The sequence below is a fragment of the Pseudomonas sp. BIGb0176 genome (assembly GCF_024810175.1).
GTDB lineage: Bacteria > Pseudomonadota > Gammaproteobacteria > Pseudomonadales > Pseudomonadaceae > Aquipseudomonas > Aquipseudomonas protegens.
This window is the reverse complement of record NZ_JANUEC010000002.1, coordinates 752,733-775,165: the sequence shown is the minus strand read 5'-3', so window position 1 is coordinate 775,165 and position 22,433 is coordinate 752,733. Positions and strand designations below refer to the sequence as shown.

The following is a 22,433-nucleotide window of genomic DNA, read 5'->3' as shown; positions in this document are numbered from 1 at the left end:
CGCCATGTGCGAGCTGTACGTCAAGGCCGACCCGATTCTCTACGAATCCCGTTCCCGCTCGTTGCGCATCTGTGGCGTGGTCACGACCTTGCGCCTGGAAAACCAGTTCTGGGACATTCTCAGCGAGATCGCCGAAGTGGACGGCATGACCACCAACCAGCTGATTGCCAAGCTGTATGAGGAGGTCATGGACTACCGCGGCGAAGTGGTGAATTTCGCCTCCTTCCTGCGGGTCAGTTGCACCCGCTACCTGAGCCAGCGCCGCAGCACCGTCCCCGACCTCAGCCTGGTAAAGCGCAACGCACTGTAGCCGCTGCCGCAGGCTGCGAACGGCCCGCAGGGACGCGGGATTCTGAAGGCCACCGGAGGTTTGGCAGGCGATCGCCAAGCAAGGTCCTGCGGACCTTTGCGCAGCCTCGCGGGCTCGGCAGCGGCTATAGGGCTCAGCTGATTTTGCTGAGGAAGCCGGGTAGTTCCGGTTCCGGGAGCACCGACAGCACTTTGAGGCGTTGCAACATGCGCTGGCGGGCGCGTTGCAGGTGTTCTCTGAGGTTCAGGGCCGCAGCGTCGTAGGCACCGTGCAGCAGCAGTTCGAGGATCAGTCGGTGCTCGGCGAGCATCGCCGGGTCGGCGCCGATGCCCAGCAGGCGGTAGAAGATCCGGTTGATGATCATCGGGCTCTGGGCCTGACGGATCAGCGCCGCCATCTTGCGGTTCTGCAAGCCGCCCAGGCATTGCTGGTGCAGGTCTTCTTCCAGGCGTTCCAGGGCCTCCAGGCCACAGTGCTCGGCCTGTTGCGCCTGGGTCACCCGTTCCAGCATCTGTTCCAGGCGTTCGCGGCCCAGGCCCGGCGCGCTCTGGCGCAGGGCTTCGGGTTCCAGGCAGGCGCGCAGTTCGTAGTCTTCGGTGACTTCCCGGGCGGTCAGCGGTCCGGCCAACCATTGGGAGTAGGGTTCCTTTTCCACCAGGCCGCGATCGCGCAGGCGCATCAGTGCTTCGCGGACCACCGCGCGGCTGACGCCGTAGTGCTCGGCTGCGGCCTGTTCGTCGAGGCGAAAGTGACCGAAGGCGATGCAGGTGGAGAGGGCACTGCCCAGTTCTTCGTAGATCCGTTCCCCCAGGGGCCGGGTGTCCACCAGTTCTTCGTCGCTGGCCAGCCCCAGGTGGGCATGGCTCAGGGGCAGGCGCAGCGGCTCGATCTCCAGGCCCTGGGGGTTGATCAGGTAGCCGCGGCCGTCAAAACGGCTGATCAGCCCTTCGCCGTGCAACAGATCGAGGGCCTTGCGCACCGGCACTCGGCTGGTGCCGAACAGTTCCGCCAGGGGCGCTTCCAGCAGTACCAGGCCCTGCAGGGCGGTGCCCTGGAGGATGGCGTCGCGCAAGACCTGACGGATCATGGCGTAGCGCGATGCGGTGCGCGGGTCCTCTGCTGACACTGCTTTCATCGGTTCCTCTAGGGGCTGTTGCCGGTGGGTGACGAGCCCGTTGCCGGGCCGCGGTGGCCGGGGATTCTCTCACAGTTGCCAAGTGTCACTGAGTGCCACGTTTGGTTGCCCCGTCCTGGGGCCGCCCTGGGTGGGTTGTTACCTTTCTGCACCAAAATGTACTTTTTAATAAAAGATACATTATTTCAATGGCAGACCCTTGGGCGAGGATTTTCTCCGTCGGTCGTCGCGCGATCTCTGTCAGTAACCCACTCTGGCTCGCTATTACAGGCGAATCTGGGGGATTTTCCGAAAGCACGCGGTGCTCCCTGCGTTTTGAGCTGGCACGGAATCTGCTCTGTATAAAATGTACATTTTAATATTTAGTACATTTTTAGATTTTTGCGGAGTGAGCCATGCCCCCTGATTCGCTGAACGACGCCACGGCCATGGCGCAAGCCTTTGCCTCGAGCCGCACCGATCCGGTCCAGGTTCTGGAGCAGGCCCTGGCGTTGGCCGAGGCAACGCCCCATGTGTTCATTTCCCTGTGCCCGGCCCGGGCCCGGCGCGAGGCTGAGGCGGCGGCTGCCCGCTGGCGGGCCGGCCAGCCGCTGAGCCTGCTGGATGGCGTGCCCCTGGCCTGGAAGGACCTGTTCGACCTGGCCGGCAGTATCACCACCGCCGCCGCCCAGGTGCGTCGCGAGGCGCCGCCGGCCAAGGTGGATGCGCCCAGCGTACGGCAGCTGTGCCGGGCCGGGCTGGTCAGCCTGGGCAAGACCAACCTCAGTGAGTTCGCCTATTCCGGGCTCGGCCTGAACCCGCACTTCGGCACTCCGATCAACCCCCACAGTGATGCCCAGCCACGGATTCCCGGTGGTTCCTCGGCAGGTTCCGCGGTGGCGGTGGCGGCCGGTATCGTGCCGATCGCCATGGGCACCGACACTGCCGGTTCGATCCGCATTCCCGCAGCCTTCAATGGCCTGGTGGGCTACCGCGCCACCTCCCTGCGCTATGACCGCGAGGGGGTGTTTCCCCTGGCCGAAAGCCTCGACAGCCTCGGGCCGCTGACCCGCAGCGTGCGCGATGCCTGGCTGATCGACGAGCTGTTGCGCGGTGGCGACCCCCGGCAATTGCCGCCGCCCCGCAGCCTGGCCGGGCAACGCTTCTGGGTCGATTCGCAAGTGCTTGACGACAGCCGTACCCAGGCCGCCGTGCGGGCCAATCTGCTGGTGGTCATCGAAAGCCTGCAACAGGCCGGGGCGCTGGTGGAGCAACGGCCGCTGCACAGCCTGCAAGCCACCCTGCAACTGATCCAGGAACAAGGCTGGCTCGGCGCCGCCGAAGCCTTCGCCCTGCACCAGCCGTTGCTCGACAGCGAGTACGCCGAACAGCTCGATCCTCGGGTGCGACGGCGCCTGGAAAGCGCCCGGCAGATGCCCGCCAGCCAGTTGCTGCGGCTGTACCAGGCGCGGCGCCAGTTGCAGCAACAGGTGCAGGACGAACTGGACGGCGCGGTGCTGATTACCCCCACCGTGGCCCATGTGGCGCCGCCCCTGGCGCCCCTGGAGCAGGACGAAGAGCTCTTTGCCCGGACCAACCTGGCGACCCTGCGCCTGACCATGCCCGGCAGTTTCCTCGACATGCCCGGCGTGGCCCTGCCCAGCGGCCGCGATGCCCAGGGCTTGCCCACCGGGCTGTTGCTGAGCCTGCCCCAGGGCCATGACCGGCAACTGCTGGATGCGGCCCTGGCGCTGGAGGCGGCGTTGCCGCGCTAGCTTCGACGATTTTTTCAACCACAAGCAATCACTGGAGGCCGCTCATGGCTAAAGAAATTCTCTGTGCATTTGGTGTCGATGTGGACGCGGTGGCCGGCTGGCTCGGTTCCTACGGCGGCGAGGATTCGCCGGACGACATCTCCCGCGGCCTGTTCGCCGGCGAGGTCGGCGCGCCGCGCCTGCTCAAGCTGTTCGAGCGTTATGGCCTGCGCACCACCTGGTTCATTCCCGGCCACTCCATGGAGACCTTTCCCGAGCAGATGAAGGCGGTTGCCGAGGCCGGCCACGAGATCGGCGTGCACGGCTACAGCCACGAAAACCCCATCGCCATGACCCCGGAACAGGAAGAGATCGTCCTCGACAAATCCATCGAGCTGATCACCCGGGTCACCGGCAAGCGCCCCACCGGCTACGTTGCGCCCTGGTGGGAATTCAGCAAGGTGACCAATGAGCTGCTGCTGAAAAAGGGCATCAAGTACGACCACAGCCTGATGCACAACGACTTCCATCCCTACTACGTGCGGGTCGGCGACAGCTGGACCAAGATCGACTACAGCCAGCACCCCGACACCTGGATGAAACCTTTGGTGCGGGGCCAGGAAACCGACCTGGTGGAGATCCCGGCCAACTGGTACCTGGACGACCTGCCGCCGATGATGTTCATCAAGAAGGCGCCCAACAGCCACGGTTTCGTCAACCCGCGGCACCTGGAGGAAATGTGGCGCGACCAGTTCGACTGGGTCTACCGCGAGCATGAGCACGCGGTGTTCACCATGACCATCCACCCCGACGTCTCCGGCCGCCCGCAAGTGCTGTTGATGCTCGAACGCCTGATCGAACACATCCAGAGCCATGCCGGCGTGCGCTTCGTCACCTTCGACGAGATCGCCGACGACTTTATCCGCCGCCACCCGCGCAACCGCTGACCCCGGCCACTTCATCGAGGCGTGACTGATGTCTATCTATAACAAGCTCGACCTGACTGGCTGGAAACCCCAGCAGTTGACCCCGGCCCAAGTGCGCTTCGCCACCTGGATCGCCTTCTTCGCCTGGGTGTTTGCGGTGTACGACTTCATTCTGTTTGGCACCCTGCTGCCGGAGATCGGCCGGCACTTCGGCTGGGGCGAGGTCGAGCAGGCCGAGATCGCCACCAGGGTGGCGGTGGGCACCGCGGTGGTGGCCCTGGCCATCGGGCCGCTGGTGGACAAGCTGGGCCGGCGCATGGGCATCATTTTCACCGTCAGCGGCTCGGCCATCTGCTCGGCGCTGACCGCCATCGGCGGCGCCTGGGGCAAGTCGCCGCTGATCCTGATCCGCTCCCTGGGCGGCCTGGGCTATGCCGAGGAAACGGTGAACGCCACCTACCTCAGCGAGTTGTACGCGGCATCCGACGACCCGCAACTGGCCAAGCGCCGGGGCTTCATCTACAGCCTGGTGCAGGGTGGCTGGCCGGTGGGGGCGCTGATCGCCGCCGGGTTGACCGCGGTGCTGCTGCCGATCATCGGCTGGCAAGGCTGCTTCATCTTCGCCGCGATCCCGGCCATCGTCATTGCGGTGATGGCGCGCAAGCTCAAGGAGAGCCCGCAGTTCCAGATCCACCAGCGCATCAGCCAGCTGCGCAAAAGTGGTTCGGTGAGCGAGGCCCAGGCGGTGGCGCTGACCTATGGCGTGGACTATGACGAGCACAGCAAGGCCGGCCTGGCTGCGGCCTTTCGTGGCCCGGCGCGGCGCGCGACCCTGGTGATCGGCGCGGCGATCCTGCTCAACTGGGCGGCGATCCAGGTGTTCAGCGTGCTCGGCACGTCGGTGATCGTCAGCGTGCACCACATCTCCTTCGAGAACTCGCTGATCATCCTGGTGCTCTCCAACCTGGTGGGCTACTGCGGCTACCTGAGCCACGGCTGGATGGGCGACAAGATCGGCCGGCGCAATGTCATCGGCCTGGGCTGGATGCTCGGCGGCCTGTCGTTCGCCGGCATGCTCTACGGCCCGAGCAACATGCCGATGGTGGTGGGTCTCTACAGCCTGGGCCTGTTCTTCCTGATCGGCCCGTACTCGGCGGCGCTGTTCTTCATCAGCGAAAGCTTCCCTACCAGCATCCGCGCCACCGGCGGCGCGATCATCCACGCCATGGGGCCGATCGGCGCGGTGGTGGCGGGTTTTGGCGCCACCCAGGTGCTGTCCGCCGGTGGCGACTGGCAGACCTCGGCGCTGTATTTCGGCGCGCTGCCTTGTTTCCTCTCCGGTGCGCTGATGTTCGCCGCGCGCCATGTGCGTCCTGAATCCGTTCAATAAGGAAAGTTATCCATGACTCAAAAAGTCGCCGTGATCACCGGTGCCGCCAGCGGCATCGGCCAGGCCCTGGCCGTGGCCTATGCACGGGCCGGTGTGGCGGTGGTGGGCGGGTATTTCCCCGCCGACCCCCATGACCCGCAAGCCACCCGCGACCGCGTGGCCGAGGCGGGCGGGCACTGCCTGATGCTGCCCCTGGACGTGACCGACAGCGCCTCGGTGGACGCCCTGGCCGAGCAGGCCGTGGCGCACTTTGGCCGCCTCGATTACGCCGTGGCCAATGCCGGCCTGTTGCGCCGCGCACCCTTGCTGGACATGACCGATGCGGCCTGGAACGCCATGCTCGATGTGGACCTGACCGGGGTCATGCGCACCTTCCGCGCGGCGGTCAAACACATGGGTGAGGGCGGTGCCCTGGTGGCGATTTCGTCGATTGCCGGTGGCGTCTACGGCTGGCAGGAACACGCTCACTATGCAGCGGCCAAGGCCGGGGTGCCGGGGTTGTGCCGCTCGCTGGCGGTGGAATTGGCGGCCAGGGGCATTCGCTGCAACGCGGTGATCCCAGGGTTGATCGAGACCCCGCAGTCGCTGGACAGCCAGAACTCCCTGGGCCCGGAAGGCCTGGCCAAGGCGGCCCGGGCCATCCCCCTGGGCCGGGTCGGGCGGGCCGATGAAGTGGCGTCCCTGGTGCGCTTTCTCACCAGCGAGGAGTCCAGCTACCTCACCGGGCAGAGCATCGTCATCGATGGCGGCCTGACGGTGCGCTGGCCGGATTGAACCCCTTCGCCAGCCAGCCGGCTCGTGCAGGCGGCTCACCGCCTCCGTAGGAGCTGGCTGGCCAGCGAACCGCACACCCTTGAAGGAGAAAGTCCCATGCAACACCTGCACAACCGCCGCGCCGTGATCACCGGCGCCGGCAGCGGTATCGGCGCCGCTATCGCCCGGGCCTACGCGGTGGCGGGAGCACGCCTGCTGCTGGCTGACCGCGACCCCGCGCGCCTGGCCGAGAGCGCCCAAGCCTGCCGCGAGCTGGGCGCTGAAGTCGTCGAATGCGTGGCCGATGTCGGCAGCGTCGAAGGGGCCCAGGCCGGAGTCGATGCCTGTGTCGAGCATTTCGGCGGTATCGATATCCTGGTGAACAACGCCGGCATGCTGACCCAGGCGCGCTGCGTCGATCTGTCCATCGAGATGTGGAACGACATGCTGCGGGTCGATCTCACCAGCGTCTTCGTCGCCAGCCAGCGGGCCTTGCCCCATATGCTGGCGCAGCGTTGGGGGCGGATCATCAATGTCGCCTCGCAGCTGGGAATCAAGGGCGGCGCCGAGCTGACCCACTACGCCGCGGCCAAGGCCGGGGTCATCGGCTTCACCAAGTCCCTGGCCCTGGAAGTGGCCATGGACAATGTGCTGGTCAACGCCATCGCCCCGGGGCCGATCGAGACGCCGCTGGTGTCTGGCATCAGCAGCGCCTGGAAAACCGCCAAGGCCGCCGAGCTGCCCCTGGGGCGCTTCGGCCTGGCCGATGAAGTGGCGCCCACCGCGGTGCTGCTGGCCAGCGAGCCGGGGGGCAACCTGTTCGTCGGCCAGACCCTGGGCCCGAACTCCGGGGACGTCATGCCATGAAGGAGGGCTGAACATGTGCGGGTTATGCGGGCTGCTGGGCGAAGACGTGCACTGGAGCGATCCGCTGGGGGATGAACTGCCCCGGCGTCGCGAACGCTTGCGCAGAATCGCCGCGATCAACCGGGTACTGGTGCCGTTGCGGCTCAAGGTCGAAGACTTCCAGGGCTCGGCCTATCTGCTGCTGGGGGCTACCGGCCGCCAGGAACTGGCCAGCGGCCTGGAGCAGTTGTGGAGCCTGGCCGAATCCATGCTCGGCCGGCCCCTCGATCCTCTCGACCCTGTGATCCTCAAGCACCTGGAGCAACAGCCATGAGCCTGCCCCTGAACGTCATCACCGGGTTTCTCGGCAGTGGCAAGACCACCTTGCTCAACCGCCTGTTGCAGGACCAGAGCCTGGGGGACACGGCGCTGCTGATCAACGAGTTCGGCGATATCGGCATCGATCATTTGCTGGTGCAGGAGGTGGCGCCGGACACCGTGCTGCTGCCCAGCGGCTGTGTCTGCTGTTCGGTTCGCGGCGAACTGAAAGAGGCGCTGCTGGCGCTCCTGGCGCGGCGTAGCCGGGGCGAGGTTCCGGCCTTTCGCCGGGTGCTGCTGGAAACCACCGGGCTGGCCGACCCGGCGCCGATCCTGGCCACGGTGAACAACGATCCGCAATTGCGCGGGCGGGTGCACATCGGCCTGCTGGTGACCCTGGTGGACGCCAGCCACGCGGCGTTGCAGGAGCGCCTGCACCCGGAGTGGCTGGCCCAGGTGGCGGCCGCGGATCGCTTGCTGCTGAGCAAGACCGATTGTGTCGACGAAGCAACCCAGGCAGCGTTGCGCGAGCATTTGCAGCAGCTCAATCCTGGGGCGCCCCTGTTGCTGACCCAGGCGATCCAGAGTGGCGATCAGCTGTTGCTGGGGGAGGGGCTGCGCGGTGCGACGGCAGAGCGGGAAGTGGCGCGCTGGCAGTTGCAGGGGCCACTCAAAGCGGCTGCGCCACAGCATGGCGCGGCGCAAGTGTGCAGCCTGGAGTTCGAGCAAGCCCTGGATTGGGTGGGCTTCGGGGTCTGGTTGTCGATGCTGCTAAGATGCCACGGCGAACGAATTCTGCGGGTGAAAGGATTGCTCAACATCAACGCCAACCAGGCCCCCATCGTCATCCATGGCGTGCAGCATTGCCTGCACGCACCCGTGCATCTGCCCCGTTGGCCCAGTGCCGACCATCGCTCGCGGCTGGTGTTTATCCTGCGCGGGCTGGAGCCCGAACAACTGCGCCGCTCCTTCGAAGTGTTCGCCCGCAGTTTCGCCCCGGCCGCCGGGGAGGGTGCCTGATGGCGGCGACGCAACCGGTCACCCTGCGGGTGCTGGGCACCTCGGTGACCCTGCTCGAATCCCTGCGGGTGCGCGCCGAGCAGGACCTGGGCATCCGCCTGGTGTATCAGGTACACGATGTGGAGCAGGCCCAGCGCATCGCGGTGATGCAGCCGGACAGCTACGACCTCTATGACCAGTGGTTTCACAACGTCGATTTTGTCTGGCCGGCCCAGGCGATCCAGCCCATCGATACCCGGCGCATTGCCCTGTGGCACGAGATCAACGATCTGCCCAAGCGTGGGCGCCTGTCGCCGGACGATCGCCTGGGCAGTGGCAGCGTGCCCAGCGAACGGCTCTATGTGCAGCACGACGGTAGCCTGGGCAGCACGGCCAGCGAGCGCATCAGCATGCTGCCGCTGACCCACAACGCCGACAGTTTCGCCTACCGCCCGGAGCGCCTGCCGGCGGGTTTTTCCAGCGCCAACGAAAGCTGGGGCTGGCTGCTGGAGCCGGCCTGGAGCGGGCGCATTGCCTTGCAGAGCGATGCGGCGATAGGTGCCCTGGACGCCGCCCTGGCGGTGCAGGGCTGTGGCCTGGAATCCTTCAAGGACATCGGCAACCTGAGCATCGAAGAGATCGACCGACTGGCAGGGATCCTGGTGCGCAAGCAGCGTGAAGGGCATTTCGCGGCGTTCTGGTCGGACGATGAAGAGGCCGCGCAATTGATGCTCAGCCCGCGCATCGATATCCAGAGCCTGTGGTCGCCGACGCTGATGCGCCTGCACCGGGCGGGGGTCAAATACCGCCTGGCAGTGCCGAAGGAAGGCTACCGCGCCTGGTTCGGCGGGCTGTCGTTGTCGCGCCACGCCAAGGGCGCGGTGCTGGATGCAGCCTATGCCTACCTCAACTGGTGGCTGTCGGGCTGGCCCGGTGCGGTGATGGCACGCCAGGGCTACTACATCGGCAACCCGGCGCGTACCCGCGATCACCTGAGTAGCGCCGAGTGGGATTACTGGTACGCCGGCAAACCGGCCCGGGAAGAGTTGCCGGGCAGCGACGGCGAACCGCTGATCGATATCGGCGAGACCCGCGATGGCGGTTCCTACCAGCAGCGCATGGGGCATATCGCCGTGTGGAACTCGGTGATGGACGAGCACAACTACCTGGTGCGGCGCTGGGGGGATTTCCTGCGGGCGGGGCGGGTCGCGGGCCGGGGCAAAGGCTGAAGGTCAAAGCCCCAGGCGCGCCAGCTGGCTCAGGTCGGCGATCACCGCGGGGTTGCCGCCTTCGAGCACATCCAGGCGCATCTGCGCGATCAGCGCTTTCAGCAGCTCGGTCTGGGTCATCCGGGTGGCTTGCAGCAGGCGCGCAAGATCCTCGGCCACATAGTGGTTGACCTTCAGCGACAGGCGTTTCATGGCATGCACGGCAGGCAACTGGCGGGCCTCGGCCTGCTCGGCCAGGTACGCGGCGAAGCCGCTGTGCACTTGCTCCAGGGAAGACGCCGCGGGGGCGCTGAAGTAGTAGCCGAGGAACAGTTTGCGCATCTGCACTCCGGCATCCGGGGCCACGCAGTGCATCGCCGCATCCAGTACATCGAGGTAGACCGCTGGCAGCCGCGCCTCGATGGAGGTCAATGACTGCTTGCGCGCTTCCTTGATCGCCGGTGTGGACTGGGGCGGGATGGCCACCACCGTGGCGCAGAGGTCGCAAACCCCCACCAGGATGTCCCGGGCCAGGCCATGGCCGTCGCTGAAAGGGACGTCGCGCCGCAGGTAGGTAATGCCGACGACCTGTTGGCAATGCTCGCAGAGCGCCTTGCCCCGGTCGCCTTGCAGAAAGAGTTTCATGGGTTGCCCTCATCGGTGAACGCTGATGAACCACGCATCTGGCTCGATAAAGTAGAACTTGATGTACCAGCCGGCCTTTTTCAGCACGTGGACCGCGATGCCCGGGACGCTGTGGTGGGCGCTGCAACTGTGGTCCTGGCCCTTGCAGGCATTGATGACCTCGATCAGTTGACTGGTCGAGATCTCGCCGGTGGCCAGCAGGTTCTTGACCTCGATCGAGCCGCGCGCGGCATGCAGATAGTGGCCGCTTTGTAAGGCATTGATCAGGTCCCGCCTGACCTTCCTGAAGCCTCTGTCCATGACGTCTTTTGGTTTGTACGACAAGTGTCGTACGGAATCAATGGGAAGTTGACTGAAAGTGCCCAAAGGCATTTCAGCGGTTTTCAGAGGGGAGTCGATCTTAGCCCGGCAGGTGCGGGCGGCAGGGCTTGGCTAACGGTTTGCAATACATCCGTGATGGCCAACGGCTGGCCTGTTGCGGTGCGTCCGATGCACCGCAGCCAGTTGCCGTCAGAAGAAGCGGGTCACGCTGATCTTGGCGTTGCGCCCCAGGCTGGATGCGTTATCGCCGCTCAGTGGTGGGCGATAGTCACGGTTGAACATGTTGTCCAGAGTGAAGTTGACTTCGGTGCCCTTGAGGTAAGGCTGCTGGGGTTTCCAGTTGGCGAACAGGCCGTGCACGTTGTAGCGGTCGTTCTTGTACTGGTCCCAGTAGGCGTCGCCCAGGGCGCTGGCCGGGCCGCCGGCATAGATGTCGCTGGGTACCCGGTCAGTCTGGCGCACCCACTGGCCCTGCCAGCCCACTTGCGCATCCCACTGTGGAATCTTCACCCCCAGGCTGGCCACCCACTTGCGTGGCGGAATGTCCCGGGCCCAGACGTTCGGCCCCCAGGGGTTGGTGTAGGCGCCTTCATGCTTACCGGTAATCCACGAGTAGGACAGCGAGCCGAACAGGTAGGTCGAGTCGTAGAAGCTTTCCACCTCGAAGCCCTTGATGGTCAGGTCGCCGATATTGCGGTAGACGCCTATGGTCGGCTGGTTGCACACCTGGCCGATGCTCTTGCCGCTGGTGAGTTGCTCGGGGCAGCCGATCCCGAGGTTCTTCATGATTTCGTCTTTGATGGTGTTGTGGAACAGCGTGGTACGCACCTGTACGCGGTCGGCCTGGGTGAACACGTCGGAGAAGCTGGTGATGTTACCGGCGCGCAACGCGGTGATGCGTTCCGGGTCGAGGTCTCGGCTGGTGGCGGAACGGGTGGAGGCAGCCGACTGGACCTCGTACTGCTCGTCGATCACCGGCGCGCGCCAGGTCTTGCTGTAGTCGGCGAACAGGGCGAATTGCGGGGTCACTGTCCAGAACGCCGACAGCCGAGGCGACCAGCCGGTGTAGGTCTTGTCGCCGTAATCGTGGCCCGCCACCGGGTCGGGGCTGTTGTAGAACGGTGCGTCGTTCTTCTCGCCGCGGTTGCGCACATGGTCGTAGCGCAGGGACGGGGTCAGGGTGAAATTCCCCAGGGTGATGGCGTCCTGGATGTAGAAGGCATTGTTGTCGACCTTGCCGTGGGGCATGAAGCCAGGCTGGTAGTGGCCGTAGTTGTACTTGGGCACTTCATAGGTCTTGCCCGGCATCCACATGTCCACTTCGCGAGTGTGCTTGCGGATCTGGATGCCATTGGTCAGCGCGTGTTCCAGCGGGCCGGTGCTGAAGCGGCTGGTGTTTTTCAGGGCCAGGATCTTGTCGTCATAGCCCACGGTGATCTTGCGGCCACCGGAGGCCGGCTGGAAGAAGGCGTTCGGCCCGCGTTCGTCGGTCTGGTCGGTGGTGGAATCGGAGTACTTGGCCTCGAAGTCGATCCATGGATTGTCCACGGGGGTGTACTGGTACTTGGCGATCCAGGTGGTGTCGATGGTATTGCGCTGGGCCAGGAAGCGGCGGGTGGCGCCGTCATAACCGTACTTGTTGATGTCGCTCTGGCTCGGTGGCGTCGGGTAGCTCTTGGCCGAGAAGGGCGCCCAGATGTCGCTGTTGGAGCGCATGTAGCTGAAGCCCAGGCGATGTTCGTCGGTCAGTTGCATGTTCAGCTTGAACAGCTCGCCTTCCATGTCCTGGGCGGTATTGGGCAGGCGCTTGGGGTTGATCGGGTAGGCGTTGCGGGGGTCGGGCTGGGCGCTGGCGATCTTCATGTCGTCGCCGTCGCGCTTGGTCCAGTAGGCCAGGGCATCGAAGCGGTGATCATCGGTACGGCCGTACACCGCGCCGGTGTAGGCCTGTTCATGGCTGTTGCTGCTGTAGCCGTACTTGACCATGGCGCCGGCGTTGCGACCTTCCTGCAGCAGGTCCGGGGCGTCCTTGGTCTCCATGTGCACGGTGCCGCCGAAACCACCGTTGCCGGTCTCGGGGGAGTGCGGGCCTTTTTCCACTTCGATGCGCTTGATCAGCTCCGGCTCGATGAACACCGAACCCTGCTGGTAGCGTTCGAAGCCGCTCTTGGTGGCGCCATCAACGCTCATCGGCACGTCTTCGGCATCCCCCAGGCCCCAGATGTTGATGGTCTGGCCACCGGGTTTGAGCGAGCCGCCCAGGCTCACGCCGGGCAGGGTGTCGATCAGGCTGACCACGTTGGTGGCCTGGTGGCGATCGATTTCCGCCTGGTTCAGGGTCGAGCGGCCGACACTCGAGGAGTCCACTTCGGTGCCGTTGCCGATCACGCTCATGGCCCCCAGTTGCAGGGCCGAACCACTGCTCAGGTTGGTGTCGGCAGGGCGCACGATGTAGGTGTTGTCGACCTTCACCAGGTTGAACCGACCGTCCTGCAGCAAGGTGCGAATCGCCTCTTCCGGGCTGTAGTCACCCTGCAGGGCCGGCGCCTTGGCGTTGCGCAGCAGTTGCTCATCGAACAGCAGCTGGATCTTCGCCTGCTGGGCGATCTGGCTCAGGGACGCGGCCAGAGGCTGCGCCGGCAACTGGAAATGCAGCGGCCCGGCGTAGGCCTGCAGGCTGAATGCCAGGCAGGCGGCGAGCAGGGTAGGGCGGGTACGGACTAACGGAACAGGCAAGAGCGCGCGAAACATGACTTCCCCCAGAGCGGCTTAAAGGCCAAAAAAGCGCTGCGTACAGATCGCAGACGGGAGGAAGACGCGGCAGTGAAAAAAAACCTCATATGCGAATGCAAAATATTCTCATATGAGTGGATCAACGAGCCTCGAGCCTCAGCTGGCCGTCGGCCAGGGGGACGGCTTTTACCGGAATCAGCACGGGCAGTGCCTTGATCAGGGCGTCGGGGTCGTTGACATCGAGGTTGCCCGAGACCTTGTAGGCCCCCAGCGAACCCTCGGCCAGTTGCACCGGCTGGCGCCGATACAGGTTCAACTCATCCACCAGGCTGGCCAGGTCGCGGTTGCGAAAGGCCAGGTGCCCGCTGCGCCAGTCCGCGACCTCATCGCTGTCCAGGGTCTGCTGGCGCAGGGTGCCTTTGTGCAGGTCATAGGTGGCTTGCTGGCGGGCGCCGAGCAGGGTCAACTCCCCGGGCTTACCGTCCGGGCTGAAGGCCACCTGGCCGTGGGCGACGCTGACCACCAGCTGGCGCTGGCCACGACGCACGTCGAAGGCGGTGCCCACCACCCGCACTTTGGCCGCGCCGCTGTGCACCCACAGCGGGCGCTCCTTGTCGGCGGCCACTTCCAGGTACAACTGGCCCTGTTGCAGGTAGATATCACGCTGCTGGGCGCTGAAATCCACTTTCACCTGGGTGTTGGCGTTGACGTACAGGGTGCTGCCATCGGGCAGCTTGAAGGCGCGGGCGCCCTTTTCCTGGGCCGCCACCTGCTGGATGTAGGGCCCCTGGGGCGTGCCCAGGTTGACTGCCAGCACCGCACAGAGCACCGCCGCGGCCGCCGCCAGGGCCGGGCGCCAGGGGGCGGGCTTGCGCCGGGGCAGGGGAATGGGCCGGCTCAGTTGCTGCAATTGCGCAAGATCGACCCACAGTTCTTCGAACTCGGCATAGGCCCGGGCGTGGGCCGGCTCGCTGACCCAGGCATCGAAGGCCTTGCGCGTGGCGCGGTCCGGGTCGTTGCGGTTGCGGGCGAACCAGCTGGCGGCCTCGGCGTCGATCTGCTCGCTGTCGAGGTCGTTGTGGGTGCCGGAAAAGCGGGTCATTCAGGCTGCTCCTTGCCGTTTTCTCGTTGTAGGTGCTGCTTGCAGTGCAGCAGGGCAAAGGCGATGTGTTTTTCCACCATGCTCACGGAAATGCCCATGCGCTCGGCGATCTGCGTCTGGCTCAGCCCTTCGAAGCGGTGCAGCATAAGGGCTTCGCGGCGGCGCGGCGAGAGTTGGGCGAGGACTTCTTTCAACTGTTCCAGGCGTTGCAGGCGCTGGGCCGCGGGCAGGGGCTCGTGCTGCTCGTCGGCCAGGGGCTCGTTGTCCAGGCTTTGCTCGTGGTGCCCGTCCTGATGAGCACGGGAGCGTACCTGCTGGCGCCGCCAATGATCACGCAGCAGGTTGCGTGCCATCTGGAACAGGAAGGCCCGGGGCTGTTCGACCTGGGCCCGGTCACGGTAGTCGAGCCATTGGGTGAACACGTCCTGGGTCATGTCCGCCGCGTCGCTGGCGTTGTCCGTGCGTTTACGCAGGAAATGCAGGATGTCCGCATAGAACCCGCGAACAGAGTCCGCCGACGCAGAGTCGGGCTTGGAGCGAGACATGGATATCCTTCTTGACGACGCGGTGAGCACAAGGTCGCGAATGATATCGAGAATTATTGCTATTTGCCATCCAGGCCGATTGATGATCCACCAGCACCGCCTACGCGCCCGAAATACCCCTCCTCGCAGGAGCGGGCTTGCCCGCGAGGGTGCCCTTGCGAGCGATGCCAGGCCTGCGGCCTCTTCGCCGGCAAGCCGGCTCCTACAGTGCAAAGGCGGGGTCTGTAGGAGCTGGCTTGCCAGCGAAGCGGTTCAGATGACGAAGAAGCCGTGGGTGCCATCCCGGCCCAACTGCGCCACCAGGCCGAATTCCCAGTCCAGGTAGCCCTGCATGGCTTCTTTCGGGTTGTCGGTGCCTTCATAGGGGCGCCGGTAGCGGTCGATCCGGGGTGAAGCCAGTTGCTGGCGGCTTTCTTCCACGGGCAGGCCGGCTTCGATCCACGCCGCGGTGCCACCGCTGAGGAGGAACACCGGACGCTGGGTCAGGGCCTGCAGCTGCGGCACCACGAAGCGCGCCAGCAGGCTGCTGCCGCAGGTCAGGACATAGCGCTCCGCCTGTGGCAACTGGGCCAGGGCTTCCTGCAACTGGCTGGGCAATGCCCACCAGGCGCCGGGGATGTGGCGCTGCACGTAGTTGGCGCTGGCGGTGAAGTCCAGTACCAGGGTGCCGGGCTCCTGGAGCCAGGTGGCGAGGGTGCGGGGGCTGATTTCTTCGGCCGGCGAGGTGTCCGGCAGTGGCGCCTGCCAGGGGCCGCGCACGCTGAAGTCGCTGTCGCGCAGGCCGTCCAGCACCGCCACCTGCCAGCCCATCTGGGCCAGCCAGGAAGCGCTCATGTTGGCGCGCACGCCGTCGTCGTCCACCAGGACCAGGCGCGCACCGCGCACGCTGGCGAAGTGGTCGGTTTCCTGCACCAGTTGCCCACCGGGGGTGGAGCGGGCGCCGGGCAGGTGGCCGGCGGCGAATTCCTCCGGGGTGCGCACATCGAACAGGTAGCTGGTGCGCTTGGGGTCGGCCTGCCAGCGCCGCCACTGGGCCAGGTCGATGCGTGCCACGTCGGCGCGGTCGGCCACGGCCCGAGCGGCGTCCTGGGCTGGGGCCCGCTGGGCCTCGTTGATGGCCTTGAAGCGCCGGCTCTGACCGTGTTCGAGCTTCTGCCCGGCCAGGGTCCAGCCGATGGTGCCATTGCGCAGTGCCGCCACCGGGTTGGGGATGCCGGCATTCACCAGGGACTGGGTGCCGATGATGCTGCGGGTGCGCCCGGCGCAATTGACCACCACCCGGGTGCGGGGATCGGGGGCCAGATCGCGCACCCGCAGCACCAGTTCGGCCCCGGGCACGCTGGTGCTGCCGGGGATGCTCATGGTCTGGTATTCGTCGAAGCGCCGGGCATCGAGCACCACCAGGTCGGCCTGCTGGTCGAGCAGTGCCTGGAGCTCCTCGGCGGCCAGGGACGGAGTGTGGCGCTCGGCTTCCACCAGTTCGCCAAAGGCCTTGCTCGGCACGTTGACGTCCTTGAACAGCTCGCCGCCGGCGCTGCGCCAACCCTCCAGGCCGCCTGCCAGCAGGGCGACATCGCTGTAGCCCAGTTGCCGCAGGCGCGTGGCGGCGCGCTGGGCCAGCCCTTCGCCCTGGTCGTAGAGGGTGATCGGGGTGTCGCGGCGGGGGATGCGCGCATACACCTCCAGCTCCAGTTTCGACAGCGCGATGTTGGCCGCGAACAGCGGGTGGGCCTCGGCGAAGGGCGCTTCTTCACGCACATCGATCAGTGCCAGCTCCTGGCGGTCGAGCAGGGCCTGGCGGATCTGTGCCGGGCTGCGGGTCGGGAAATCGGTCATTGCAGGGGCTCCTTCGACAAGTCCCAGAGGTTAGGCAGCAAATGGTTGGAGTAGCCGGAGACAAAGGGTTTTTCCTGGCCGTCCAGGTCGTACACGGCGCGCTGCACGGCACCGATATTGGCGCCATACACATGGATGCTGACGGATACCCGATCGGTATGGGCATTGCTCACCTGATGGATGTCGCCAATGCGTGGCGACACCGCTTCCACCTGGCCCGGCACCAGGCGCAGCGGCGCGCCGGCAGGCTGCAGGCGGCCGTCGGCCAGGCGTTCGAACCCCTGGCTGTCCTCGGCGCCGCGCAGCATGCCGATCAGGCCCCAGACCCGGTGGTCGTGGATCGGTGTGCGCTGCCCAGGGCCCCAGACGAAGCTGACGATGGAGAAGCGCTGGCGCGAGTCGGCATGCAGCAGGAACTGCTGGTAGCGCTGCGGATCCGGCTGGGCGAAGGCCGCGGGCAGCCAGTCGTCCTGGCTCACCAGCTGGTGCAGCAGCGCGGCGCCCTGGTCCAGCACCCGGGCTTCATCGGGATGGCTGTCCAGCAGCTCGGCCAGAGCGGCGATAAAGTCCCGCAGGCGGGCGAAGTTGGCTGATTCGATGGCGACTGTCGTGGCGTTGTGGGGCATGGGCTCCCTCCGTGGACACAAGGCAAATGACGCGAACTACACGGGCGAGCTAAAAGGTATTATTCTTATCGAACATTTTTCCAGTCATTTATTATGCGAAAAAAGAATGAAGATAGATGATCTGAATGCGTTCGTGGCGGTAATCCGCTGCCAGACCATCAGCCAGGCGGCCGATGCCCTGCAGTTGACCCAGCCAGCCATTACCCGCCGGGTGCAGAATTTCGAGGAAGCCCTGGGGGTGGAATTGCTGGACCGCAACACCAAGCCGCTCAAGCCCACCAGCATGGGCTTGCGGGTCTATGGCCAGTGCCTGGAAGTGCTGCGCAGCATCGACGCGCTGAATGAACTGGTGGCCAATGACGGCGCCCCCAGTGGTGCCCTGCGCATCGGCGTGCCGCAGACCATCGGCGATGTGGTGCTGCTCGATGCCCTGAGCCAGTTGAAGGCGCTGTATCCGCAGTTGCAGACCTCGGTGGCCACGGGCTGGGGCAGCCACCTGTTGAGCAAGGTCGAGAACGGTGAGCTGGATGTGGTGGCGGCGCTGTTTCCCGCTGGCAAGGTCTTCCCCGAAGGGGTGGTGGGCCGTTCCCTGGGCAGCATGAACCTGGTGGTGGTGGCGGCCAAGGGCGAGGTGCGCAAGCGCTCGTGCAAACTGGCCGACTGTTACCAGCGCGGCTGGGTGCTGAACCCGGACGGCTGCGGCTTTCGTGCCGGCCTGCAACGGGCGCTGAGCGCACAGGGGCTGTCGTTGCAGATCAACCTGGAAACCTTCGGCACCGAGCTGCAACTGGGGTTGATCGCCAATGGCCTGGGCTATGGCCTGGTGCCGCTGCCGCTGCTGGAAAACAGCAGCCATCGGGACAAGCTGGAGATCGTCCCGGTCAGCGACTTCAAGCCGGTGATCGACCTGTGGCTGGTCCACCCGCGGTTCCTCGGCAACCTGCAAGAGCCGGTGAGCATGTTCGGCGAGATGGTCGCCGCCCGCGTCGGCAAGGCTGCGCCGTAGGAGCTGGCTTGCCAGCGAAGGCGCCCTCAAGGCCGGCGCAAACCGCAGGGGGCTGTTCGCCGGAAAGCCGGCTCCTTCGGATTGTTTTTGATTATTGATTTGCATGTCTTGGCAATCATTGAATGCAATTTTTGTATATTAAGTTAGAACCAAAACGAATTTCACGGACGTTTTTTATGTAGTTAGCATGGGGCTCGAACGCGCTGAAATAAGGATGTTGCGATGCCTGCGCCAGCCCCCCTCACCTCGTCCCGTCGCTGGGCCGAGCGCCCCGGATACCAGCTCCTGGGCAACCTGCTGCTGCGCCTGGTCAGCCCGTTGCTGCTTCTGCTGGTGTGGGAACTGGCCTCGCGCAGCGGGCTGTTGCCGGCGCGGATCATCGCCGCTCCCAGTACCATCGGCGGCACCCTGTGGCAGATGCTCGGCAGCGGCGAACTGGCCGGGCACCTGTGGGTGTCCCTCAAGCGCGCCCTCAGTGGCCTGGCCATCGGTGTCAGCCTGGGCACGCTCCTGGCCCTGGTGGCCGGGTTGTCCCGGCGCGGCGAGCTCGCCATCGATTCCCCCATGCAGATGCTGCGCACCCTGCCGTTCCTGGCCATAGTGCCGCTGTTCATTCTCTGGTTCGGCGTGGGCGAGACGCCGAAGATCGCGCTGATCGCCCTGGGCACTACCTTTCCTATCTACCTCACGCTGTTTTCCGGCATTCGCAGCCTCGATCCCAAGCTGGTGGAGGCCGCGACCCTGCTGGGCCTCAAACGCTGGGAACTGATCGTCCACGTGATCCTGCCCGGGTCCCTGCCGGCGTTCTTCGTCGGCCTGCGCTATGCCTTCGGCATCAGTTGGCTGGGGCTGGTGGTGGTGGAGCAGATCAACGCCAGCGCCGGTATCGGCTACCTGGTCAACGACGCGCGGGACTTCATGCGCACCGACGTGATCGTCATCTGCCTCCTGGTCTACAGCGTGCTCGGCCTGGGCATCGACGGGCTGGTGCGCGGCCTCGAACGTTGCGCCCTGGCCTGGCGCCCGACCTTTATCAGGAACTGACCCATGACTCTGTCATTGCCCCAGCAGGGCCGCCTGCGCGCTGCCGTCGAATGCCGCCGGATCACCCGGCGTTTTGCCGGGCAGGCGGTGCTCGATGGCCTGGATCTGGACATCGCTCCCGGGGAGTTCGTGGCCCTCCTGGGCAGCAGCGGTTCGGGCAAGACCACCTTGCTGCGAACCCTGGCCGGGCTGGAACCCATCGACCAGGGCCAGTTGCAGGTGCCTTCGGCCATGGCCGCGGTGTTCCAGGAGCCACGGTTGATGCCCTGGAAGCGCGTGTGGCGCAACGTTGCCCTGGGCGTGCGTGGGGCCGGGGCCCGGGAGCGGGCCGAGGCAGCGCTGGAGGAGGTCGGGCTGGCCCACCGGCTCAATGCCTGGCCAGGCACCTTGTCCGGCGGCGAGGCCCAGCGAGTGGCATTGGCCCGGGCCCTGGTACGCGAGCCGCACCTGTTGCTGCTGGATGAGCCCTTCGCCGCTCTGGACGCCCTGACCCGGATCCGCATGCACCAACTGATCATCCGCCTGTGGCGGGTGCACACCCCGGCGGTGCTGCTGGTGACCCACGATGTCGACGAGGCGCTGCTGCTGGCCGATCGGGTGCTGGTGCTGGCCAACGGGCAAATCGCCGAGCAATTGCCAATCCGCCTGCCGCGTCCGCGTCAGGCCTCCACCCCTGGGTTCCAGGCACTGCGCGCGCGGTTGCTGCAACTGCTGGGTGTGGAAACCGAGGCCGAGCCGGCCGTCGACATCTCCCTTCCCTTGAGCAGGACTGCCAGCCGATGAGCCTTTCCAGCGTGCAACCGTCTCCGTCCGTGTCCCGTCCCGTCCCTGATCCAGACTCCAGCGAGTTCGCCGACCTGCTGCAGCAACTGAGTGAAGAATTCGCCGCCACCGCAGCGCACTACGACCGTCACAGCGAATTTCCCCACGCCAACCTGCAACGCCTGCACCAGCATGGCCTGCTGGCCCTGACCGTGCCCCGGGCCCTGGGCGGCAGCGAGGCGACCCTGGCCCAGGCGCGACGAGTGATAGGCGCCGTGGCCCGGGGCGAGCCTTCCACCGCGCTGGTGCTGGTGATGCAGTACCTGCAGCACACGCGCCTGCAACAGAACACGGCCTGGCCGCTGCACCTGCGCCAGCGCGTGGCCCGGGAGGCGGTGCAAGAGGGTGCCCTGATCAACGCCCTGCGGGTCGAGCCGGACCTGGGTACGCCGGCCCGGGGCGGTTTGCCGGCGACCCTGGCACGACGGGTCGAGGGCGGTTGGCTGCTCAGCGGGCGCAAGATCTACTCCACCGGCATTCCCGGGCTGACCTGGCTTGCGGTCTGGGCCCGCAGCGACGAGGCCGAGCCGCAAGTGGGCACCTGGCTGGTCCACCGTGACAGCCCCGGGATCAGCGTCGAGGAAACCTGGGACCACCTGGGCATGCGCGCCACCGGCAGCCACGACGTGATCTTCGATGAGGTGTTCGTGCCCGAGGAACAGGCGGTGGATATCCAGCCGGCTCACGTGCCCCGGCCCTCCGAGCTGGACAGCAAGGGCGTGCTCTGGCTGGCGGTGCTGCTCTCGGCCATCTACGACGGCGTGGCCCGGGCCGCGCGCGACTGGCTGCTGGGCTGGCTGGCCCAGCGTGCCCCGGCCAACCTTGGCGCACCGTTGTCGAGCCTGCCGCGCTTTCAGGAACTGATCGGGCGCATCGACGCCTTGCTGCTCAACAACCGGGTGCTGCTCGATGCCGCCGCCGAAGGGCGGATCGCCCCGGGGGAGGCGACCCAGATCAAATACCTGGTGACCAGCAACGCCATCAGCGCCGTGGAGCTGGGCATCGAAGCCATCGGCAACCCCGGGCTGGCCCGGGGCAACCCCATCGAGCGGCATTACCGCGATGTGCTGTGCAGCCGCATTCATACCCCGCAGAACGACGCGATTCTCGGTGCCGTGGGGCGCGCCGCCTTTGCCTTGCCCAGCCGCGGAGCCCAGGCGTGACGCGCATCGCCAGCCAGCTCGACGAGCACTTCAACCAGCAGTTGCGCCAGTGGCTGCCGGGGGTGGAAGTATTGAGCCTGCCTCGGGGCCTGCCGTGTGGCTTGCCCGCCGATATCGAAGTGCTGCTGGCCGCGCCCCACGCCGATTTTCGCAACGCGCCAGAGCCGCCGGCGGGCTGGCCGTTTGGCCTGCGCTTCGTGCAACTGGTGACTTCGGGCCTGGATTATTTTCCTCGCTGGCTGTTCCAGGACCTGCCGGTGGCCAGTGCCCGAGGCAGCACCGCCGAAAGCATTGCCGAGTTTGCCCTGGCGGCGATCTTCGCCGCCGCCAAGCAACTGCCCCAGGTGTGGATCGAGCGCGCCGAACACTGGCAGCAACGGCCGCTGGCCTCGGTGGCCGGCAGCACCCTGGGGCTGTTCGGCTTTGGCAGCATCGCCCGCGAACTGGCGCCCAAGGCCCAGGCCCTGGGCATGCAGGTACTGGCCCTGCGGCGTTCGGCGCAGCCGTTCGAGGTGCCCGGGGTGGAGGCGGTGGCCGACCTGCAGGAGCTGTTTGCCCGCGCCGATCACCTGCTGCTGGCGGTGCCGTTGACCGAGCAGACCCGGGGCATCATTGATGCCGATGTACTGGCAGCGGCCAAGCCAGGGTTGCACCTGATCAATATCGCTCGCGGTGCGCTGATCGATCAGCCGGCGCTGTTGCAGGCCCTGGACACCGGGCGCATCGCCCTGGCCAGCCTGGATGTGGCCGACCCCGAGCCGTTGCCCGAGGGGCATCCTTTCTATCGCCACCCGGGTATTCGCCTGTCGCCCCACACCTCGGCCAATTCGCCCCGGGTCTACCTGAATATCGCTCGCCTGCTGGGGCGCAATCTCCAGCGCTGGGGCGATGGCTTACCCCTGGAAAACCCGGTGGAGATCCAGCGTGGCTACTAACGCGCGGTTCCAGCCCTGGCCGGCAGCGCTTCGTGTA

General features: G+C 66.1%; 22 protein-coding genes. 14 read left to right on the top strand and 8 right to left on the bottom strand.

Annotation, left to right across the window (positions count from 1 at the left end):
* The first annotated feature begins 4 nt into the window (after positions 1-4).
* Entirely contained in the window at positions 5-310 is a 306-nt protein-coding gene (locus M2395_RS14445) for a ribbon-helix-helix domain-containing protein (RefSeq protein WP_011059701.1), read from the top strand.
* A 133-nt stretch (positions 311-443) separates the two neighbouring features.
* Here the strand turns inward: M2395_RS14445 and M2395_RS14440 are convergent, their stop codons facing one another.
* Positions 444-1,445 carry a GntR family transcriptional regulator gene (locus M2395_RS14440; protein WP_011059702.1) on the bottom strand — a complete coding sequence of 334 codons (1,002 nt, stop codon included), beginning with the start codon at positions 1,443-1,445 and terminating at the stop codon, positions 444-446.
* Positions 1,446-1,840: 395 nt separating this feature from the next.
* Between M2395_RS14440 and M2395_RS14435 the strand changes: the two genes are divergently transcribed.
* The 8 genes from M2395_RS14435 to M2395_RS14400 all read left to right on the top strand — a co-directional run bounded on the left by M2395_RS14435 (position 1,841) and on the right by M2395_RS14400 (position 9,639).
* On the top strand, positions 1,841-3,199 hold the full coding sequence (locus tag M2395_RS14435; RefSeq protein WP_123430184.1) for an amidase: 1,359 nt from the start codon (positions 1,841-1,843) through the stop codon (positions 3,197-3,199).
* Between the two features lie 44 nt (positions 3,200-3,243).
* Positions 3,244-4,125, top strand: a complete 882-nt coding sequence (locus M2395_RS14430; protein WP_011059704.1) for a polysaccharide deacetylase — start codon at positions 3,244-3,246, stop codon at positions 4,123-4,125.
* A 28-nt stretch (positions 4,126-4,153) separates the two neighbouring features.
* Positions 4,154-5,494, top strand: a complete 1,341-nt coding sequence (locus M2395_RS14425) for an MFS transporter (protein ID WP_123430185.1) — start codon at positions 4,154-4,156, stop codon at positions 5,492-5,494.
* 12 nt (positions 5,495-5,506) lie between these two features.
* Positions 5,507-6,268: an SDR family NAD(P)-dependent oxidoreductase gene (locus M2395_RS14420; protein WP_011059706.1), complete on the top strand. Its 762-nt coding sequence runs from the start codon at positions 5,507-5,509 to the stop codon at positions 6,266-6,268.
* Positions 6,269-6,364: 96 nt separating this feature from the next.
* Entirely contained in the window at positions 6,365-7,114 is a 750-nt protein-coding gene (locus M2395_RS14415) for an SDR family NAD(P)-dependent oxidoreductase (RefSeq protein ID WP_015634457.1), read from the top strand.
* Between the two features lie 13 nt (positions 7,115-7,127).
* Positions 7,128-7,427, top strand: a complete 300-nt coding sequence (locus tag M2395_RS14410) for a hypothetical protein (RefSeq protein ID WP_011059708.1) — start codon at positions 7,128-7,130, stop codon at positions 7,425-7,427.
* Positions 7,424-8,431 (top strand): GTP-binding protein, encoded by a 1,008-nt coding sequence (locus M2395_RS14405; RefSeq protein ID WP_065364433.1) that lies wholly within the window; start codon positions 7,424-7,426, stop codon positions 8,429-8,431. Before M2395_RS14410 ends, M2395_RS14405 begins: the two co-directional genes overlap by 4 nt.
* Entirely contained in the window at positions 8,431-9,639 is a 1,209-nt protein-coding gene (locus M2395_RS14400) for a PotD/PotF family extracellular solute-binding protein (RefSeq protein WP_011059710.1), read from the top strand. Before M2395_RS14405 ends, M2395_RS14400 begins: the two co-directional genes overlap by 1 nt.
* A gap of 3 nt (positions 9,640-9,642) precedes the next feature.
* On the opposite strand, the gene M2395_RS14395 is transcribed toward M2395_RS14400, so the two are convergent.
* From M2395_RS14395 to M2395_RS14365, 7 genes are all read right to left on the bottom strand, one after another.
* The gene (locus tag M2395_RS14395) at positions 9,643-10,263 is read right to left on the bottom strand and encodes a hypothetical protein (protein ID WP_123430186.1); all 621 of its coding nucleotides are present in this window, start codon (positions 10,261-10,263) and stop codon (positions 9,643-9,645) included.
* 9 nt (positions 10,264-10,272) lie between these two features.
* Positions 10,273-10,563, bottom strand: a complete 291-nt coding sequence (locus M2395_RS14390; RefSeq protein ID WP_225368733.1) for a hypothetical protein — start codon at positions 10,561-10,563, stop codon at positions 10,273-10,275.
* A 210-nt stretch (positions 10,564-10,773) separates the two neighbouring features.
* Positions 10,774-13,335 (bottom strand): TonB-dependent receptor, encoded by a 2,562-nt coding sequence (locus M2395_RS14385; protein ID WP_123430187.1) that lies wholly within the window; start codon positions 13,333-13,335, stop codon positions 10,774-10,776.
* 121 nt (positions 13,336-13,456) lie between these two features.
* Positions 13,457-14,419, bottom strand: coding sequence for a FecR domain-containing protein (locus M2395_RS14380; RefSeq protein ID WP_011059714.1), 963 nt, complete (start codon positions 14,417-14,419; stop codon positions 13,457-13,459).
* The gene (locus M2395_RS14375) at positions 14,416-14,964 is read right to left on the bottom strand and encodes an RNA polymerase sigma factor (protein WP_011059715.1); all 549 of its coding nucleotides are present in this window, start codon (positions 14,962-14,964) and stop codon (positions 14,416-14,418) included. Before M2395_RS14375 ends, M2395_RS14380 begins: the two co-directional genes overlap by 4 nt.
* 252 nt (positions 14,965-15,216) lie before the next feature.
* Positions 15,217-16,800 carry a rhodanese-related sulfurtransferase gene (locus M2395_RS14370; protein ID WP_123430188.1) on the bottom strand — a complete coding sequence of 528 codons (1,584 nt, stop codon included), beginning with the start codon at positions 16,798-16,800 and terminating at the stop codon, positions 15,217-15,219.
* Entirely contained in the window at positions 16,797-17,426 is a 630-nt protein-coding gene (locus M2395_RS14365; RefSeq protein ID WP_015634464.1) for a hypothetical protein, read from the bottom strand. The genes M2395_RS14370 and M2395_RS14365 overlap by 4 nt, the downstream gene beginning before the upstream one ends.
* A gap of 106 nt (positions 17,427-17,532) precedes the next feature.
* Here M2395_RS14365 and M2395_RS14360 point away from each other — a divergent pair, with 106 nt between their 5' ends.
* From M2395_RS14360 to M2395_RS14340, 5 genes are all read left to right on the top strand, one after another.
* Complete coding sequence (locus M2395_RS14360) at positions 17,533-18,432, top strand: LysR family transcriptional regulator (RefSeq protein WP_011059718.1); 900 nt, start codon at positions 17,533-17,535, stop codon at positions 18,430-18,432.
* A gap of 222 nt (positions 18,433-18,654) precedes the next feature.
* The gene (locus M2395_RS14355; RefSeq protein ID WP_123430189.1) at positions 18,655-19,476 is read left to right on the top strand and encodes an ABC transporter permease; all 822 of its coding nucleotides are present in this window, start codon (positions 18,655-18,657) and stop codon (positions 19,474-19,476) included.
* 3 nt (positions 19,477-19,479) lie between these two features.
* Positions 19,480-20,259: an ABC transporter ATP-binding protein gene (locus tag M2395_RS14350; protein ID WP_011059720.1), complete on the top strand. Its 780-nt coding sequence runs from the start codon at positions 19,480-19,482 to the stop codon at positions 20,257-20,259.
* Positions 20,256-21,461, top strand: a complete 1,206-nt coding sequence (locus M2395_RS14345) for an acyl-CoA dehydrogenase family protein (protein WP_015634467.1) — start codon at positions 20,256-20,258, stop codon at positions 21,459-21,461. The genes M2395_RS14350 and M2395_RS14345 overlap by 4 nt, the downstream gene beginning before the upstream one ends.
* Complete coding sequence (locus tag M2395_RS14340) at positions 21,458-22,396, top strand: D-isomer specific 2-hydroxyacid dehydrogenase family protein (RefSeq protein WP_123430190.1); 939 nt, start codon at positions 21,458-21,460, stop codon at positions 22,394-22,396. Before M2395_RS14345 ends, M2395_RS14340 begins: the two co-directional genes overlap by 4 nt.
* The last annotated feature ends 37 nt before the right edge of the window (positions 22,397-22,433 follow it).

Excerpts from the sequence above, each read along its gene's own strand:
- M2395_RS14445 (WP_011059701.1), top strand. The coding sequence starts at position 5 with ATGTGCGAGCTGTACGTCAAGGCCGACCCGATTCTCTACGAATCCCGT.
- M2395_RS14440 (WP_011059702.1), bottom strand. The coding sequence starts at position 1,445 with ATGAAAGCAGTGTCAGCAGAGGACCCGCGCACCGCATCGCGCTACGCC.
- M2395_RS14435 (WP_123430184.1), top strand. The coding sequence starts at position 1,841 with ATGCCCCCTGATTCGCTGAACGACGCCACGGCCATGGCGCAAGCCTTT.
- M2395_RS14430 (WP_011059704.1), top strand. The coding sequence starts at position 3,244 with ATGGCTAAAGAAATTCTCTGTGCATTTGGTGTCGATGTGGACGCGGTG.
- M2395_RS14425 (WP_123430185.1), top strand. The coding sequence starts at position 4,154 with ATGTCTATCTATAACAAGCTCGACCTGACTGGCTGGAAACCCCAGCAG.
- M2395_RS14420 (WP_011059706.1), top strand. The coding sequence starts at position 5,507 with ATGACTCAAAAAGTCGCCGTGATCACCGGTGCCGCCAGCGGCATCGGC.
- M2395_RS14415 (WP_015634457.1), top strand. The coding sequence starts at position 6,365 with ATGCAACACCTGCACAACCGCCGCGCCGTGATCACCGGCGCCGGCAGC.
- M2395_RS14410 (WP_011059708.1), top strand. The coding sequence starts at position 7,128 with ATGTGCGGGTTATGCGGGCTGCTGGGCGAAGACGTGCACTGGAGCGAT.
- M2395_RS14405 (WP_065364433.1), top strand. The coding sequence starts at position 7,424 with ATGAGCCTGCCCCTGAACGTCATCACCGGGTTTCTCGGCAGTGGCAAG.
- M2395_RS14400 (WP_011059710.1), top strand. The coding sequence starts at position 8,431 with ATGGCGGCGACGCAACCGGTCACCCTGCGGGTGCTGGGCACCTCGGTG.
- M2395_RS14395 (WP_123430186.1), bottom strand. The coding sequence starts at position 10,263 with ATGAAACTCTTTCTGCAAGGCGACCGGGGCAAGGCGCTCTGCGAGCAT.
- M2395_RS14390 (WP_225368733.1), bottom strand. The coding sequence starts at position 10,563 with ATGGACAGAGGCTTCAGGAAGGTCAGGCGGGACCTGATCAATGCCTTA.
- M2395_RS14385 (WP_123430187.1), bottom strand. The coding sequence starts at position 13,335 with ATGTTTCGCGCGCTCTTGCCTGTTCCGTTAGTCCGTACCCGCCCTACC.
- M2395_RS14380 (WP_011059714.1), bottom strand. The coding sequence starts at position 14,419 with ATGACCCGCTTTTCCGGCACCCACAACGACCTCGACAGCGAGCAGATC.
- M2395_RS14375 (WP_011059715.1), bottom strand. The coding sequence starts at position 14,964 with ATGTCTCGCTCCAAGCCCGACTCTGCGTCGGCGGACTCTGTTCGCGGG.
- M2395_RS14370 (WP_123430188.1), bottom strand. The coding sequence starts at position 16,800 with ATGACCGATTTCCCGACCCGCAGCCCGGCACAGATCCGCCAGGCCCTG.
- M2395_RS14365 (WP_015634464.1), bottom strand. The coding sequence starts at position 17,426 with ATGCCCCACAACGCCACGACAGTCGCCATCGAATCAGCCAACTTCGCC.
- M2395_RS14360 (WP_011059718.1), top strand. The coding sequence starts at position 17,533 with ATGAAGATAGATGATCTGAATGCGTTCGTGGCGGTAATCCGCTGCCAG.
- M2395_RS14355 (WP_123430189.1), top strand. The coding sequence starts at position 18,655 with ATGCCTGCGCCAGCCCCCCTCACCTCGTCCCGTCGCTGGGCCGAGCGC.
- M2395_RS14350 (WP_011059720.1), top strand. The coding sequence starts at position 19,480 with ATGACTCTGTCATTGCCCCAGCAGGGCCGCCTGCGCGCTGCCGTCGAA.
- M2395_RS14345 (WP_015634467.1), top strand. The coding sequence starts at position 20,256 with ATGAGCCTTTCCAGCGTGCAACCGTCTCCGTCCGTGTCCCGTCCCGTC.